At 40.2% G+C, this 15,562-nt stretch carries 15 protein-coding genes; 9 read left to right on the top strand and 6 right to left on the bottom strand.

The window, feature by feature from the left end:
• The first annotated feature begins 9 nt into the window (after positions 1-9).
• From fbp to AC1D0K_RS14665, 3 genes are all read left to right on the top strand, one after another.
• Positions 10-1,053: a class 1 fructose-bisphosphatase gene (gene fbp / locus AC1D0K_RS14675; protein WP_477397541.1), complete on the top strand. Its 1,044-nt coding sequence runs from the start codon at positions 10-12 to the stop codon at positions 1,051-1,053.
• A gap of 6 nt (positions 1,054-1,059) precedes the next feature.
• Positions 1,060-1,527 (top strand): Lrp/AsnC family transcriptional regulator, encoded by a 468-nt coding sequence (locus tag AC1D0K_RS14670; RefSeq protein ID WP_477442286.1) that lies wholly within the window; start codon positions 1,060-1,062, stop codon positions 1,525-1,527.
• Between the two features lie 67 nt (positions 1,528-1,594).
• Complete coding sequence (locus tag AC1D0K_RS14665; RefSeq protein ID WP_477399711.1) at positions 1,595-1,720, top strand: DUF6965 family protein; 126 nt, start codon at positions 1,595-1,597, stop codon at positions 1,718-1,720.
• A 320-nt stretch (positions 1,721-2,040) separates the two neighbouring features.
• Here the strand turns inward: AC1D0K_RS14665 and AC1D0K_RS14660 are convergent, their stop codons facing one another.
• The 3 genes from AC1D0K_RS14660 to AC1D0K_RS14650 form a co-directional block, all read right to left on the bottom strand.
• Positions 2,041-2,292: a hypothetical protein gene (locus tag AC1D0K_RS14660; protein WP_477399713.1), complete on the bottom strand. Its 252-nt coding sequence runs from the start codon at positions 2,290-2,292 to the stop codon at positions 2,041-2,043.
• Between the two features lie 69 nt (positions 2,293-2,361).
• A complete protein-coding gene (locus tag AC1D0K_RS14655) occupies positions 2,362-3,579 on the bottom strand; it encodes a Pycsar system effector family protein (protein ID WP_477399714.1) in 1,218 nt (405 codons plus the stop codon).
• Positions 3,580-3,603: 24 nt separating this feature from the next.
• On the bottom strand, positions 3,604-3,912 hold the full coding sequence (locus AC1D0K_RS14650; RefSeq protein ID WP_477399715.1) for a hypothetical protein: 309 nt from the start codon (positions 3,910-3,912) through the stop codon (positions 3,604-3,606).
• Positions 3,913-4,772: 860 nt separating this feature from the next.
• Between AC1D0K_RS14650 and AC1D0K_RS14645 the strand changes: the two genes are divergently transcribed.
• The 5 genes from AC1D0K_RS14645 to AC1D0K_RS14625 all read left to right on the top strand — a co-directional run bounded on the left by AC1D0K_RS14645 (position 4,773) and on the right by AC1D0K_RS14625 (position 11,086).
• On the top strand, positions 4,773-5,348 hold the full coding sequence (locus AC1D0K_RS14645) for an outer membrane beta-barrel protein (RefSeq protein ID WP_477399717.1): 576 nt from the start codon (positions 4,773-4,775) through the stop codon (positions 5,346-5,348).
• 388 nt (positions 5,349-5,736) lie between these two features.
• Entirely contained in the window at positions 5,737-6,042 is a 306-nt protein-coding gene (locus tag AC1D0K_RS14640) for a phosphoribosylpyrophosphate synthetase (protein WP_477442288.1), read from the top strand.
• A 42-nt stretch (positions 6,043-6,084) separates the two neighbouring features.
• Positions 6,085-7,041 carry a heme-binding domain-containing protein gene (locus AC1D0K_RS14635; RefSeq protein ID WP_477398645.1) on the top strand — a complete coding sequence of 319 codons (957 nt, stop codon included), beginning with the start codon at positions 6,085-6,087 and terminating at the stop codon, positions 7,039-7,041.
• A 4-nt stretch (positions 7,042-7,045) separates the two neighbouring features.
• Positions 7,046-7,522, top strand: coding sequence for a hypothetical protein (locus AC1D0K_RS14630; RefSeq protein WP_477398647.1), 477 nt, complete (start codon positions 7,046-7,048; stop codon positions 7,520-7,522).
• A gap of 783 nt (positions 7,523-8,305) precedes the next feature.
• Positions 8,306-11,086 carry a histidine kinase dimerization/phosphoacceptor domain -containing protein gene (locus tag AC1D0K_RS14625; RefSeq protein WP_477398649.1) on the top strand — a complete coding sequence of 927 codons (2,781 nt, stop codon included), beginning with the start codon at positions 8,306-8,308 and terminating at the stop codon, positions 11,084-11,086.
• A 251-nt stretch (positions 11,087-11,337) separates the two neighbouring features.
• Here the strand turns inward: AC1D0K_RS14625 and AC1D0K_RS14620 are convergent, their stop codons facing one another.
• The 3 genes from AC1D0K_RS14620 to AC1D0K_RS14610 are packed head-to-tail and all read right to left on the bottom strand — an operon-like array spanning position 11,338 to position 13,862.
• The gene (locus tag AC1D0K_RS14620; RefSeq protein WP_477398651.1) at positions 11,338-11,730 is read right to left on the bottom strand and encodes a hypothetical protein; all 393 of its coding nucleotides are present in this window, start codon (positions 11,728-11,730) and stop codon (positions 11,338-11,340) included.
• Positions 11,731-11,752: 22 nt separating this feature from the next.
• Positions 11,753-12,814 carry an alpha/beta hydrolase gene (locus tag AC1D0K_RS14615; protein ID WP_477398653.1) on the bottom strand — a complete coding sequence of 354 codons (1,062 nt, stop codon included), beginning with the start codon at positions 12,812-12,814 and terminating at the stop codon, positions 11,753-11,755.
• A gap of 49 nt (positions 12,815-12,863) precedes the next feature.
• A complete protein-coding gene (locus tag AC1D0K_RS14610; protein ID WP_477398655.1) occupies positions 12,864-13,862 on the bottom strand; it encodes an alpha/beta hydrolase in 999 nt (332 codons plus the stop codon).
• 490 nt (positions 13,863-14,352) lie between these two features.
• On the opposite strand from AC1D0K_RS14610, the gene AC1D0K_RS14605 reads away from it, so the two are divergent.
• Positions 14,353-15,561 (top strand): MFS transporter, encoded by a 1,209-nt coding sequence (locus tag AC1D0K_RS14605; RefSeq protein WP_477398657.1) that lies wholly within the window; start codon positions 14,353-14,355, stop codon positions 15,559-15,561.
• The last annotated feature ends 1 nt before the right edge of the window (position 15,562 follow it).

The raw sequence follows: 15,562 nt of genomic DNA, 5'->3' as shown, positions 1-15,562 counted from the left end.
ACTAAGCCTATGAATAACTTCATTACGCTCGGCCAGTTTATTATCGAAAAACAGGCCGATTTCCCTTATGCCAAAGGCGAACTTTCGAGGTTACTCAGAGATATCGGTATAGCCGCCAAAATTGTTAACAGAGAGGTTAATAAAGCCGGCCTGATGGATATACTGGGAAGCGCTGGTATAAACAATATCCAGGGGGAGTGCCAGCAAAAACTGGATGTATATGCTAATAACCAGTTCATTTCAGCCTTAAGCAGCGGAGGTGAATGCTGTATAGTAGCATCCGAAGAAAATGAGGAAATCTTTCATATTGATTCAGCGGTATCTGAATCAGCAAAGTACATCGTGGCAATTGATCCGCTGGACGGTTCATCAAACATTGATGTAAATGTCCCTATCGGTACTATCTTTTCAATATACCGGAGAAAAAGTACTGAAGGAAAGCCGGGTCTATCAGATGTACTACAGAAGGGCACCGAACAGGTGGCAGCAGGGTATATAATCTATGGATCATCCACGATGCTGGTTTACACTACCGGGCGGGGTGTTAACGGCTTTACACTTGATCCGTCCATCGGTGAATTCTGCCTGTCACATCCTGAAATGAAGATCCCTGATTCCGGTACTATTTATTCTATTAATGAGGGGAATTATGTTCATTTCCCAACCGGCGTGAAACAGTTTATAAAATATTGCCAGGTTGAAGATTCATCAACTTTTCGTCCCTATACTTCGCGGTATATCGGTTCAATGGTAGCCGACCTGCACCGTAACCTGATCAAAGGCGGAATATTTATTTACCCTAATACAGCCTCGGCACCTGCAGGCAAGCTTCGCCTTGTTTATGAATGCAATCCCCTTTCCTTTGTTATCGAACAGGCAGGCGGCAAAGCCTCTGACGGAACTTCGCGAATCCTTGAACTGGAGGTAAATGAACTTCACCAGCGTTCCCCAATTTTTATCGGATCGACGCTTATGGTTACTAAAGCGGAACAATTCATGACAAATGGTGGCGAACTTATAATTAACGGCGAAACCACATTATTGATTAATTAATAACAAATGCAAAGAAAACTTGACCGGACCGACATTGGAATATTGAATGCACTGCAAAAAGATTGCAGGATATCTAATAAAAAACTTGGCACCCTTTTAAACAAAACACAAAGCCCTATTCAACTACGTATCCAGCAGATGCATGAACAAGGATTAATCAAACGTTTTTCGGCGATATTGGATCCCAAGATGATCGACCGCGGTTTAATAGGTTACGTTCAGGTAAACGTAGAAAAACATACTGAGGAAAGCCTGACGGCATTTATGGAAGGTGCTGCCAAACTGGAAGAAATCATGGAATGCTATCACATGACAGGTGCGATTGATTTTTTATTACGGATTGCTATCAAAGATATGGATGAATACAGCCTTGTGTTAGTAAAAAAACTTGGAAATCTACCCGGAGTTCGACAGTTTACGAGCTTATTTGTTATGTCAGAAATCAAATGCGAAACTGCCTTTGTTTTGAAATAGAATCGACGATAAATCCGTATTCATAGGAGCAATTTGTAAGTGTCATTAAGCTTTTTAGCTTTGCAAAATGACGGATGAAGAACTTATAGCTCATTTTAAACATGCAATATTACCGGCTACTTTAAGGCTTGACCGGGCAAATACTCATTTCAATGTAAAAGAGGCTGTCGACCGGAACAGGGAATCAATGTAAGCCGATCCAAAGGCTCAAGAAGCAGATATCGCCTCAACTGATTTGCCAAAGCAATAGCGCATCCGTATGATGGTCCGGAATTACCACGGTTATGATTTTGTGTGTGTCTATCCCTTTCTAATTCAAATGCTATCGCGCTTATACGGAAATACCGATTTATATTAAAATCGGCCAGGCTCCTGTTTTTTCTTTAATAGGATGCCCCTAACTTCCGTAAGGCACTTATAATATTAAGCCGATATTCAAAAAGGTGTCGATTTAAATACTTTCCATCTCTTCGTATCAGGAAATGCCAGGAATTTATGACGCAGGTCATTAAATCAAGCGTCCGTGTCCGGAAAAAAATCATGTTTGTCACAACGGTCTTCATACCATCCGGCAAAGAACTTTTCACAACCGGCAATATATTCTTCAATAGCAATTTTCCCTTCAGTGATTACTATACCGTCATCAATAACCGGAACCCGCTTCTCTTCGGTTAAAACAGCTTCGTATTTAGTAAATGTTGCTTCGAGCCTTGATTTCCAGCTTTCTATTTCAGTAGTTTCCGGCTGGTAATAAATAATAATCATGATTTATCAATTATAGTTTTTAGAAAGAAGTTAATTAAAACAGAATTTTAAATGGCGATTAATTTAGCGTCACGGGGATTTAGGTAGATTAGACTGCACAGCGGGTGTGTGCTGAAAAAACACGATAAAAAATGTAACCACGGAAATGATGAGGCCAAACATAAAAATGTTGTAGGCCACTCTTAACATAAGGTATTTCTTACCAAGTACGATCCCCTGGCCGTACACATCTTTAATCAGGCTTTTATATAATATTTTTTTGTCATCCATTAACCTGAACATACCGTCTGTATAATCTGCCAGGGACATCCGGTAAAAGTTGCCGAAAAACAAAAGGTTCGCAGAAAGCGCTTCCGGTTCGTCATCATTAACACGGCCTTTCGGAATGGTTGGCCGTGTTGCCAAAATGGCGAAGATCATGGAAAACAAACTTACAGAGAGCAATGTGAATGTAGGATAGATAAGGTAGCTGCTGTCGTCTAATTTACGCAATAACAAACTGATTATGGCTGATAGAATGATAGAATTGACCGTGATCAGAATATGTGCCTTATTATCGCCTAAACTTGTAAGGCGCTGGTTGTTAGAAGTTGCTACGCGAAACATTGTTTCAATCCCTTTATCAGGTTTTTCGGCATCCTCGATTCTTGTACTATGGTGAGAACGATGTTCATGAAAAACTTTATTGTGATGCTCAAGGACTTTTACCTGTTCCTCCAGTAGATCCAGGTTCTTTTGTTTCTTACGCTGCAATACCTTGCTATGATTCGTGTAAAAATGATAGGTCTGCATAAACACCATTACCTGCTTTAACCAGTCGCCGACCGGAATTTCCCGCCCTTCCATGAATTCAGTATCCTTACGCAGTGCTTCTGTCCAAAGGTTAAATGACTTCTTTGTCCAATGAAAACGCAAAGCGTCTGAGAGAATCTGTTCCAGCAAACTGAGTGGTGGATTGTTTGAATAATCCGCTGGAAGAAGATTTAAAATCGGCTTGATATATTCCTCTTCTACCCCACTTTCTCGAAGTAATTTGCTTATCGTTGTTGGTGCGCCGTTAATATCTTCCCAATATTCCAATCTGGAGACATCAAAGAACCATCCGGCAACCTGGACCTCAAAAAATTCATCCTTGGAAATATGCAGATCTTCAGCAAATTCTTTAATAGCCTCCACCAACAATTCAGAATGATTGGAATTGTAGTAGTGAAAGCTGCGCGGATATCTTTCCCTATAAATTCCATTTAAAAAGGACTTTAAACCGGATAATACAAGTTTGTTGTTCATAGAATCAATTATAATTTCGAATCCTTAATTAAGGTTTGCAGCTAATTTGAACCACAAGTGGATGGATAGGCCCTGAGAGAAGGCGGTAAAGGAGGTCATTAATATACCTTTGACGCCATAGGAGAAAGAGTTGATCGCATAAATTACAGAAGGTAAACCGGTTATAGATTCATCAGCAAACAGAAAGGTCTCTACTATCTCAAAATCATCCGGGCTTATCAATTCACCATCCTGAATACAGCGTAGAAATTCATTATTAAGGGTGAAATCCAAATCGTAGCCTTTGGTTTGTAAACCGATGATCACTTTGGCCCTAGAGTCTAAATTTTTCATGTCTCGAATATTTAATGAAGGTTTATTGCTACAGCGAATGAACTCAACCGTATATCTTCTTTAACCAAAGTGGATACCAATTACTTAAATGATTGAAAATCATTTAAGTAAGGTTACCATACGAAAATTAAGACGGCTTTATTTCGCTAAACTAAAATCCCATTAGCGAAATGTGCGCAAATAAGCAAAGCGGTAAGAAAATGGGCCAAAGAATGTGACGCGATTAATGCAGTGAAAGTGGTTTTTTGAATTAATAAATCGCTCGACGTATTACAATCGGATAAGAGTGTCAATTTAATAACCGGTTGAATTATTAGCATTCACTGATTGAGTTTAAGCAATTGCCAAAAGGTACTGGCACTCCTTTTATTTCATTTTTGAGAAACAAGAATTGATAATTATTTTAAATCAGCACAGGCTGTCGGAATCAAGAAGCAACATTAGATAAATCTTATTCATATATCGCTGTGATTTCGCCAATCCCTGAAATGGCATAACTACATAAATGACTACCATTCTTTAACAACTTGATTTACAATAATTTAAGTTAGTGGCATATCATATGTAAATAGCATTGCATTACCATATTCATTCAAATGAAAAGTGCCATGCAAATTAACATCACGGGATCCGGGGCAAATCAATTGACCAGGGCTCCATATCCCAACCCTCTAACTGAGGAATCTAAATCCTATCCAGTTAATATACCTGCGAAAGGGTTATCCGACAAGCTTTCTCGAATTTGGGCTGACCCGGTAAAACTTGTACAGAGTAAATTATTTACCATCTATCTGTACGCGATTGAATTGCTTTATATCTTCTATAAATAATCAATAATTATCCATTTTAAAATTAACAACATGAAAAATCTAACAAAAATCAGCTTTATCCTTCTGTTTACAGCAGCCTTCTCTTTCCGGGCAAAAGCCCAAAGCAACGTCACAGCAAATGGTGTAGTCTACAGCGTCGGCGTTGAAAGCGGTGTATCAACCGGGAACTTTAAAAAAGGTTACGGATGGAACATCGGCGGATCCGTTCAAGCTGATATTCCGATTGCCGATAACCTCTTTGCAACAATTAATGCAGGTTATTTGAACTTTTCCGGAAAGGACAATATCAATGGCAGCAAATTATCAGCCCGGGACATTCATTTCCTTCCGGTTATGGCTGGTTTTAAATATTTCGTGATTCCAAATTGGTATGTACAGGGTGATGCCGGCGCTGGTTTTACCTTAAATAAAAAAGATCTGGGCTATACAAAAACAGCGGCCTTTCTATACGCCCCGCAGATTGGCGCACAATTCAATGTAGGCGGAAAGAATTATATCGATGCAGGTATAAGGTATGAAGCTACTGGCAGATATATCCGATCTGTAGAGAATAGTAAGCTTAATTTCTTTGAGCTGCGTATCGCCTATGCTTTCACAAGTAAATAACAAATTAGTTTAAATGCTTAACCGGGACGCTGTGTTGTTCCGGTTATCATTTATCATCATCAATTAAAATTAATTTTATGGAAACGCTTATTTTCTTAATAACCAGATTGATCATCGCCTCCTGTATTATCACCGTACTCATTTCAGCATACGGTATACAAAAAGATCCTTCCGTCTCCGATCAGTCCATATTCTAGAATACCCGGCAGGTACCGGCAAATCAAACGTCCTTTTATCCATATTTCAATTCGACTTTTTTAAAATAGCGAAATGTCGTCAATTGAAATTTTCGAAAAAATCGATTTAATACTTGATTAACAAATATTTACGTCGCGGCATGAAAGTAGCCTGACGGTGATATACGATATAAGTGCTAATCCACTCATTTATGAAAACTACCTTCCATTACGACTCCGCGGCAATTGCTATAAATGAACTTAAGCGCCAGGGTTACATCATTGATTTTAACCTCGAAGCTAATAGCCTCATTGGGCGTAATGCCCTATATAATATTGACAACTTTCAGATCAGAGATATTTATCGTTATGAAGGGGAATCTGATCCGGCGGATGAGGTGATCATTTATGCCATTGAATCAATCAACGGGGAAAAAGGAATTTTCGTCACAGCTTACGGAATTGCAATGGACGAGGGTACCGCACTCGTTATCTCACGACTGAAAACATCAAGTTGATTCGCGTAAATAAAAAACAGCCAACATTAATTCCTTAAAGCCATGAGCATATTCACGAACTTATTCAGCCGGCAGGCGATGGTAAGCACTATCCTGATCCTATTAATCCTGCTGATCAGCATCCAGTTTTTGCGCCCTGAGTTAGCCAAACCACCTGTTACGAGTGATATTCCCGTTCCTGCTAATGTTAAAGCCATATTAAAGCGAGCCTGCTATGACTGCCATTCTAACGAAACAAAACTTGGCTGGGGCGACCAGATTGTCCCTATCTATTGGCAGGTGGCCAGGCACGTCAATCAGGGAAGGGCGCATTTAAATTTTTCAGAATGGGATAAATATACCCCGGCAGAAAGAAAGCAGAAATTGTGGGAAGCCATCAATCACGCCTCCCTTGGTGCCATGCCTAAAGCTGATTACGCATTTGTACACCAGTCGGCGAGATTATCCGCAACTGATATTTCAGCCCTTAAAAAATATCTGGCAGGAATTGTGGACTATAAGGTTTCCGACACAGTAAAATTAAATGCGGCGGCTCGTCAATACGAAGAATGGCTGCATAATAGTCGTTTGTCCCAAATCCCTGTATCTCCAAACGGCATCCCATATGATCCTGATTATAAGAACTGGCAGCCTTTAAGCATCAGCGACCGATTTGAAAACGGAACCATGCGTGTCATCTTTGGAAACAATATCGCCGTTGAGGCGGCGAAGACCAATCAAATACGTCCATGGCCGGATGGCGCGCGCATCGCTAAAGCCCTATGGACTCAGGTAAGAGATTCATCGGGGAATGTCCGGACAGGTACTTTTGTTCAGCTTGATTTAATGATCAAGAATAGTCAAAAATATGCGTCGACCGGCGGATGGGGATTTGCTCGTTTTAAAACTTTAAAAATGATTCCATATGGTACATCTTCAATGTTCGCATCGGAATGCATTAATTGTCACCGTCCCATGAAAAACGAAGATTATGTATTTACTATTCCTGTAAAACAATAATGTTATGAAAAGAAAAATTTATATGATCATCGCAGCATATGCACTCCTATCAGCAAACTGTACGGAGTCTACGATAATTGATGAAAAAATTAATGTTAAAGCATCTCTGCCACAGAATATTAATTTTACAAAGCAAGGCTTTAAAGTAATTAGCTTGCTGATTAATAAAAAAGTTTGCACGATGGCTACGTTATACGGTAATGATATAGCTGTAAAAGCCGCATTAAGCGAAAATAAAATACTTCGCTCCGGTTTCCAAATGGCTCTGGTCACCTGGCAACAAAGACCAAGCCCCTATTGGTTTGGCGATAATATACCTGACAGGCTGCAATCTGTAGAACTAATAAAAACAGATCCTGTGACTGATAAATTGATTTACGAAAAATATGGAAGCACCGGCGCAAAAATTGCCACCGACAATCGGAATGTAAAGGAAAGGATTTCTTATATGTTGAATATTAAGCCATCTGTATTGCCATAAAATGGCCAAATTGATGAGCGACTTAATTCATTTCGACTTGATATTTCCAGCCGATGCCATATGTCGACCAGAATGTCCATAAGATGGGCTCCTGCCGGTTTCTCCATCAACCCTGTAACGTTATAGGTCGAAAATTATCGATTGAAGATTAACCTTAAAAATTTGCTCATTCGCTAAAATTGATAAAAAATTGAAATCTTCATCTGTCAGCCATGTTGTGAAGAAGCCTGTCCACCGCTTTTTTACAGGCACTATATCACGAATTACAATGCAGATTTTAAATGCCTAATAGGCTTTGAATATATAACAACTCTCTTCATTCCTGCACAATCTTTCCCCCCTGGCAAACCTGCCATACAAAATTATTGACATTTCGTTAACGAAGATGCGATTAGCGATATATCGAACCTGCCATCTCGTCGTTAATTACTCTAATTGGCAAGTAATCAGATAGATAACCCAAGGCACAGCTGTTGAGTATACAAGGACCGTGTTCTTTGTAAGTGATAAAACGCCCAGATTTTAATTTTAGATAATGAAATGCTGTCAAAATCTGAAAATCGTATAATACACCTTAAACATACAGGATGACAGCATTGATATTCAATCATTAAAAATATTGCTGTTGCTTGGCTAAGAGGTTACATGCAGGATATCAGATGATAGCCTTGTTTTTCTCATGCATCACCAAATTACACGCCAAATGAACCGAGGGAGTTTTGCCGTGATTATAGAGAGTGCTATACCGTTGTTTCTGAAACCTAAAAGTCGTCACAAAACGTTATGAAATATCTGCTGCTAATACTGATACAATTTTTCCTCGTAACATTGACAACGGCTCAGCAAATAACCAGGCACGAAGCTGATGGTTACGGCAGGGTCTTGCGTAGAAAGATTAATAGCACCACCCGTGCGGACGCTTTGCTGAAACTTGCCTCTTATCATATCTTGAAAGCGGGTGAGAATAAAAAGGATTTGGATAGCGCAGAAGCATTTATTCGACAGGTAAACCAATTAAACGCCATACTTAGATCAGTATTAATAGAGGGGAATATATTGCTGTTAAAAGCGTATTTGTCCAAAGAAAGAGGAGAAAAGAACAAAAGGCCGTTTGTCTTGGCAATTCAAACTTTAGAGAGGTCTGAAGACAGGTATCATTTAGCTTTGGCGGATATTGAGCTGGCAAAACTCTACCATAGCAAGAATCCGATAGAACGACCGCAAAAAATGCTATTGCAAAACAAGGCGCTTTCTCTTTTGCAAAAATGCGGATCTATCGAGCAAAAAAAATATGGACTTCTGGAAGCAAAGAACGATCAGGACTTTATAGATTCCGCAGACCTGGATTGGAAAGTTAGGTTTCTATCGCAAATGCGTCCGATAATTTACCAGCTTGGCGATAAGCAATATGAGTTAAATTTCTTACGCGAATGTGCAGATCTTCATTTACAACAGGGTAATGCAACGCTGGCAGAAAGAGAGCTACTTAAAATGATTAGCGACTTCGGCGGCGTTGAAGGTATATACCTGGGGACTACATATGATTTGCTCGCAGGCGTATACCAGTACAAGCTAGATTTCAATAAATCTTTGATTTATGAGCTCCTGGCTGTAAAAACCATTGATAACAAAAACAGCAGAGATCAGGAGGCATTTCTCTTAAGGCTGTGTGACATTTATGAGTCGTTAAAAAAGTTCGACGATTATATTTTGATCAAAAATAAGTTGGCTTCCCTTTACCGTTTAGGTCATCAACCATCACTGGAATGCTTGTCATTTAAAGACATAGCTTGGGCACATTTGCAGCAAGGAAAAACGCGTTTGGCAGAGCGTGAATTCGCCCATGTTCTTAAGGCTTTCGTTGGTAAAGATCATTATCTACCTATCAATACTTACGGCTGGTTGATAATCGCCTGCCAGCGAAACGGCAATTATAAAGAGGCCCTAAGCTATGCACTTAGGGCTATGCAAATTCGAACCTCTGCTGTCGATTCAGCTAACTACAATTGGGTATATACCGGTCTGGCAAACACTTATTTCACTTTAGATATGAAGTCTGAATCAAAGGAGGCCTTATATATATTGAATGATTTTTACATAAAGAGAAAGCAAACGGATCGGATTTATTATGGTGTCAGGCAGATTGCTTCGTTATTCGTATTAGAAGGTAATCCATCAGAAGGCTTAAAGTATATTAATGAACAAGAAAAGAAATATCCGCCGGTAGCTCCCTTTGCTAAAAAATTAGTTGCTTTGGGGAAAGCACAGTGTTATGAAGCCTTGAAGCAAAATGGAAAAGCCGCCAAGTTTATCGACCAGGCAATTCTTTATTTTAAAAGTCAGAAATCTAAAAGTGGTTATGACCCGGACTTTAATACCGATTATTTAATTGGCGGTTTTTATACCCGGACAGGGCAATATGCAAAAGCAAAGAATTGGTTGAAAGCGGCGCTAAAGGTACAGGAACGTGAAAATACCAGTAACTCTGTTCGGCAAATCAATGTTTACCTGTTTAAAATAGACTCAGCCTCCGGCAAATTTAATTCCGCGATCAAGTATTTACAACGCAGCCAACAATTAAAGGATTCAACTTTCGATCTTGCCAAGAATAAAGAGATCCAGAGACTTTCCATTGCTTATGGTACTGAGCAAAAGAAAAAGGACATTAAAATATTACAAAATAAGGATAAGCTGCAAAGGGCTCGGCTAAACTATGCAGAGAAAACCCGTAACTGGATTGTAGCTGCCTCAGCATTATTGTTCATGTTGTTGGCTTTAAGTTATAAAATGTATCGCTCTAAACAGCGAAGCAACAAGGAACTGCAGGATCAGCGTGAAAAAATCATCGCTATTAACGAAAATCTAAAAGAACTTGTATTAGAGAAGGACGTTTTGATCATACAGAAAGATCATTTGCTAACTGAAAAGGAGTGGTTATTGAAAGAAGTACATCACCGGGTGAAAAATAATTTACACACCGTAATATGTCTCCTCGAGTCCCAGGCAGCCTATCTGGAAAACGATGCCTTAAAAGCGATTGAAAGCAGTCAGCACCGGATATACGCTATGTCACTCATCCACCAGAAACTATATCAAATGAGTGAGACCAAAACCATTGATATGTCGGTATATATTCCCGAACTTATTCAATACCTGAATGAAAGTTTCGGAAAGCAGCAACATGTCCATTTTCAACTGGAGATCGAACCGATCCAATTAGGAGTATCTCAGGCCATTCCTTTAGCGTTGATCATTAATGAAGCGGTAACCAATTCCATTAAATATGCTTTTATGCCGGATCTGTTAGGTTTAATAACTATTTCCATGAACCAGGTTAACACGGAATTTATATTGATCATTTCTGACAACGGCGTTGGCATAAATCCGGATATCGCCGATAAGCCAATTAATTCCCTTGGATTTAAATTGATGAAAGGACTTAGTGAAGATATCAATGGGGTTATAGATATTGCAAACAACAATGGCACCAGGATTGAAATCCGCTTCAATGTTGACCCGTTAAATGTGGATACCGCCTTAACAAATTCATTGGCAGTGCTGTAAATATTAATTAGTTAATTAAATAATGATTTTGCACTTTAACAGGCCGGAGCTTCGCAGCAATCGTATACTAAGCCGATATAAAACCGTAAACGCCATAGCGATTAGATCATAGGAAATACTTGTTGCAGTACATTAATAAAATGCAGGATAGCTCCAAAATCTGGCGCGATCCTGCATTCACAAGGCATGATTATAATAAAGAATTACCTTTAAAGTAATCAGAAAAATTCCCGTACTAATCTTAATTGAAGTTACTGGCCAGCCTCGGGTTTGGCAACAAACACGCTTCTATAATATTTTAGATACGCCACACATAAAAAAAGATTTAATGCCAGGATACCTAACGCCATCGGTATGCCCGATGGTGCGAGCATCGTGTGAAATAAGAAGATATTCACACTAACTGGCAAGACCATAATTAAAATGAAAGCGGTGTATCGATTAATCAGCAAAAAAAACCCACCAGCTACTTCAATTATTTTGAGGAATTGAAAAAAATAACCCGACGTTATAAGCGATTTTAAAAACACATCACCTTCCTTTCCCATTTGCGGGATAGGAACAAAGTTGAAAAAGAAGTTCAGTCCGAATATGAAATAAATCAGGCCTAACAATATACGGGCGATTAACGCAGTTATTTTCATTTGATTGTGTATTTACAGCTTGTTATTTTAAATACTTACGCAGTTCAGCCGCAGCCTGAATAAATAACGCATCTGTCTGAGGCAGTTTAGCCAATCCGGTCAGCAATCCCCAGTCATGAATTACCCCATTATAACGAACCGTCGTAACAGTCACACCCGCTTGCTCCAACCTACGGCCGTAGGCCTCGCCTTCATCTCTTAAGACGTCATTTTCGGCGACTTGGATCAGTGCCGGAGGTAAACCCTGCAATTGTTCGTTTGTAGCCCGCAGGGGCGATGCGTGAATATCGTCACGTTTATTATCTTCGGGAATGTACATGTCATACATCCACTTCATTAATGGTGTACTCAGGAAGCGGTCGGCGCCGAAGGCTTTATAGGATCCGGTTTCAAAATCGTGATCTAGTATCGGCCACATCATGATCTGAACACTGATATGCGGTCCGTTATTTTCTTTTGCTTTGATAGCGGTGACGGCGGTCATATTTCCACCGACGCTGTTTCCGACAACACCAAGCTTTTTGCCATCTACATTAATTTCACTGCCATGCTCTGCAACCCACTTTGTAGCAGCATAGATCTGATCAATCTGCGTTGGGTAAGCTGCGTCAGGCGTCCGTGTATAATTTACAAATACACCCACACAACCTGATAAAACAGCAAGATTCCTTACCATATGTTTGTGAGTAGGGAAATCACCTAAAACCCAACCACCGCCATGAATATATATAAATACCGGTAAAGGTCCTTTCAGGCCTGTCGGTCTAACGATATTAAGCTTGATTTCCTGACCATCAGCTTTTATTGTTTTTTCTGAAATGTCTACCCCGGACATATTGACTTTATACGCTGCCTGGACATCTACTAGAATCTGTCTTGCCTGAACCGGTGTCAGTGTTTCCAAACCCGGCCCACCGGTATTCAGTGTTTTCAAAAAGGTTTTAACTGCCGGGCTGAGATGTTCATCCGTCGCATAGTCTTTAACCTGTGCCTGAACGCATGTCGCAGCGGCACATATCAGTGCCAGCAGAAAACCCGCACGTTTTACTATAAATTTTAATTTGTTGCTAATTTGATTTTTCATGTATTTTAATTTAAGATGTGATTTGAAAAATGGAGCTTATTCCTATTTCTTAACTAAGATGCTTCTTCAATTCGGCGGCACAAAACGCGAACATGGATCGGGTTGGATGGATGTCTGCCAGTTGGTTTAAAAGGCCAAAATCGTGTATCACCCCGTTAAAACGGGTTACCGTTGTGCGGACACCAGCCTCGTCCAGTTTCCGGCCATAGGCTTCTCCCCCATCGCGCAAAACATCGTTTTCTGCGACTACTATTATTGCCGGGGGCAATCCTTTTAATTGTTCCTTTGATGCCTGTAAAGGCGAAGCGTAAATATCCTGTCTTTTTTCAGGCTGTGGAATATACATATCGTACATCCACTTCATTAAGGGTGTTGTTAGAAAGCGGTCTTTACCAAAACGCTTGAATGAATAGGTCTCAAAATCAGCGTCCACTATCGGCCACATCATAATTTGTACCTTAATATCAGGACCGTTATTCGCTTTAGCCTTTAAAGCAGTAACGGCCGTCATGTTGCCGCCTACACTGTTACCTACCACTGCGAGCCTTTTGCCATCTACATTTATTTCATGGCCGTTAGCAGCTACCCATTTTGTTGCAGCGAAGATTTCGTTGATCGCTCTGGGGTATGCTGCATCAGGGGTGCGGGTGTAGTTGACGAATACGCCAGCAGCGCCTGATAGTAATGCAAGGTCACGTACCATTCTTTTGTGTGTCGGGTAATCCCCCAGGACCCAGCCACCACCATGAATGAATATAAATACGGGCAATACAGCTTTGACACCTGCCGGCCGAACGATATTAAGTACGATTTCAAATCCATCTGCATTGATGGTATACTCAGATTCTTCCACACCGGTCATATCAACCGGTACCGACATTTGCGAATCGAACAACACCTGCCGCGCCTGTACAGGCGGGAGAGATTCTAAGGGAACGCCTCCCGGTGCGTTTAAAGCTTTTAGAAATTCCCGCACTTCGAATGAAAGTTTAGGATCTTCTGCAAATGGCGGTATAATTACTTCGCCAACGTTTTTTTCTGTTTCCATTTTTTTAATTTTAATAATGATATATGCTTACCCGTAATTAAATTATTTCAATTTTTAATTACAGGCATAATTCGGAAACCATTCTGCCAATGGAATGCCATGCATTAACAAACAGTGAACCAGTCACTTATGCAATAAATTTCAACACTGTGCTGGCGAAATATAACCACACTTAAAGTCTTTGTTTAAATATCATGGTCACGGGATAAGTACAGGTTTCGAAATTATTTATCACAGGGATGGAGAAAAGACATAGAAAATCTCTACATCGTAACGTCTTATGTGCTAATGCCACATTCAGCCGGCTGTAATACTGATATAGCAATTGCAATTTGAAAAATAGCGACATATCATTACCGGACATTCATTTAATATCACCTAATACATTCTCTATCAAACAGTTCAATTCAGGCACTCATTTGGATAATCCTAAAAAAAATCAGTGGCTAAACGGATTGGTTTTTTAAGATCATAAATCAAAATTTAATGCATGGATACGATTAATAGTGTAAAAATTATTTCAGGAAAAAACAGGGAGAAGCTTTTATGGCTACTGGCTTCAGCAACCTTTATCATCTTTTTTCAAGCCTATATGATTGCGCCGCTAATACCAAATTTATCCGTGATATTTAAGGTTTCGCAGCAGTTTACGGGGATATTAATTCCTGCATATCTTATTCCTTACGCGATTGCGACTCTGTTTTTCGGATTGCTTGCAGACCGTTTCCGGCCAACATCGATCATTATTATTTCACTGCTTGCATTTATCATTCTGACTTTACTGACTTCTACTGCATCAACCGTAAACGAATTGATATTATGGCGTTTTCTAACGGGCATGGGTTCAAGTGGCGTTATACCGATTTCCGTAGCACTCACGGGTCGGTTGTACAGTTTTGATGAACGTGGCAGGCCTCTTGGATGGCTATTCGGTGCGATGGCGGGTGGCGCTGCCGCAGGGTCTACAATTGGAGTTGCGCTCGCCCCGATGGTGGGCTGGCGGATGTTATTTATCGGGCTGGCTATTCTCGCCGCAGTAGTGCTGATTTTTCTGGCTGTTTCAATCAATAAATTAAAGTTACCGAAACCTATAACTGCAGGTATTACCTTAAACAGGGTGATTAACGGTTATTATGACCTGCTTGCACAAAGACGGGGCCTGCGGACTTATTTCTATGTTTTATGTAACGGTATATTTCACGCTGGAATTTTCACCTGGCTGGGATTATACTTTAAAGACAATTACAGCCTCAATGAATGGCAGATCGGACTTGCGCTGATGGGTTACGGTTTGCCTGGTTTCCTGCTCGGACCGGTTATTGGAAAAGCTGCTGATATACACGGCCGGAAACACCTTTTGCCTTTGGGATTTCTTATAAGCGGCCTGAGTGTTGCATTAATTGCATTTCATCTTCCGTTGTGGTTAACCTGTATCCTGGTTACTACCCTATCATTAGGCTATGATCTAAGCCAGCCGTTACTAGCCGGAATAGTAACTGACTTCGGGAAAAATCAACCGGGACAGGCAATGGGCCTGAATGTGTTCATGTTGTTTATGGGTTCGGGTATTGGAAGTCTTCTATTTGGTGCTTTAATTCCTTACGGATGGCCAGTAGCCCTCCTTACTTTTACTTGTTTTCAGTTAGTAATTGCTGTTATTGGATTCCGCGTGTTTAAGCGGGAAACCAATAAAACTTAAA

This window comes from Mucilaginibacter sp. P1_A3 (genome assembly GCF_056406855.1).
The sequence above is the reverse complement of the archived record's forward strand: the minus strand, read 5'-3'. Positions and strand labels throughout refer to the sequence as shown.

Excerpts from the sequence above, each read along its gene's own strand:
- fbp (WP_477397541.1), top strand. The coding sequence starts at position 10 with ATGAATAACTTCATTACGCTCGGCCAGTTTATTATCGAAAAACAGGCC.
- AC1D0K_RS14670 (WP_477442286.1), top strand. The coding sequence starts at position 1,060 with ATGCAAAGAAAACTTGACCGGACCGACATTGGAATATTGAATGCACTG.
- AC1D0K_RS14665 (WP_477399711.1), top strand. The coding sequence starts at position 1,595 with ATGACGGATGAAGAACTTATAGCTCATTTTAAACATGCAATATTACCG.
- AC1D0K_RS14660 (WP_477399713.1), bottom strand. The coding sequence starts at position 2,292 with ATGATTATTATTTATTACCAGCCGGAAACTACTGAAATAGAAAGCTGG.
- AC1D0K_RS14655 (WP_477399714.1), bottom strand. The coding sequence starts at position 3,579 with ATGAACAACAAACTTGTATTATCCGGTTTAAAGTCCTTTTTAAATGGA.
- AC1D0K_RS14650 (WP_477399715.1), bottom strand. The coding sequence starts at position 3,912 with ATGAAAAATTTAGACTCTAGGGCCAAAGTGATCATCGGTTTACAAACC.
- AC1D0K_RS14645 (WP_477399717.1), top strand. The coding sequence starts at position 4,773 with ATGAAAAATCTAACAAAAATCAGCTTTATCCTTCTGTTTACAGCAGCC.
- AC1D0K_RS14640 (WP_477442288.1), top strand. The coding sequence starts at position 5,737 with ATGAAAACTACCTTCCATTACGACTCCGCGGCAATTGCTATAAATGAA.
- AC1D0K_RS14635 (WP_477398645.1), top strand. The coding sequence starts at position 6,085 with ATGAGCATATTCACGAACTTATTCAGCCGGCAGGCGATGGTAAGCACT.
- AC1D0K_RS14630 (WP_477398647.1), top strand. The coding sequence starts at position 7,046 with ATGAAAAGAAAAATTTATATGATCATCGCAGCATATGCACTCCTATCA.
- AC1D0K_RS14625 (WP_477398649.1), top strand. The coding sequence starts at position 8,306 with ATGAAATATCTGCTGCTAATACTGATACAATTTTTCCTCGTAACATTG.
- AC1D0K_RS14620 (WP_477398651.1), bottom strand. The coding sequence starts at position 11,730 with ATGAAAATAACTGCGTTAATCGCCCGTATATTGTTAGGCCTGATTTAT.
- AC1D0K_RS14615 (WP_477398653.1), bottom strand. The coding sequence starts at position 12,814 with ATGAAAAATCAAATTAGCAACAAATTAAAATTTATAGTAAAACGTGCG.
- AC1D0K_RS14610 (WP_477398655.1), bottom strand. The coding sequence starts at position 13,862 with ATGGAAACAGAAAAAAACGTTGGCGAAGTAATTATACCGCCATTTGCA.
- AC1D0K_RS14605 (WP_477398657.1), top strand. The coding sequence starts at position 14,353 with ATGGATACGATTAATAGTGTAAAAATTATTTCAGGAAAAAACAGGGAG.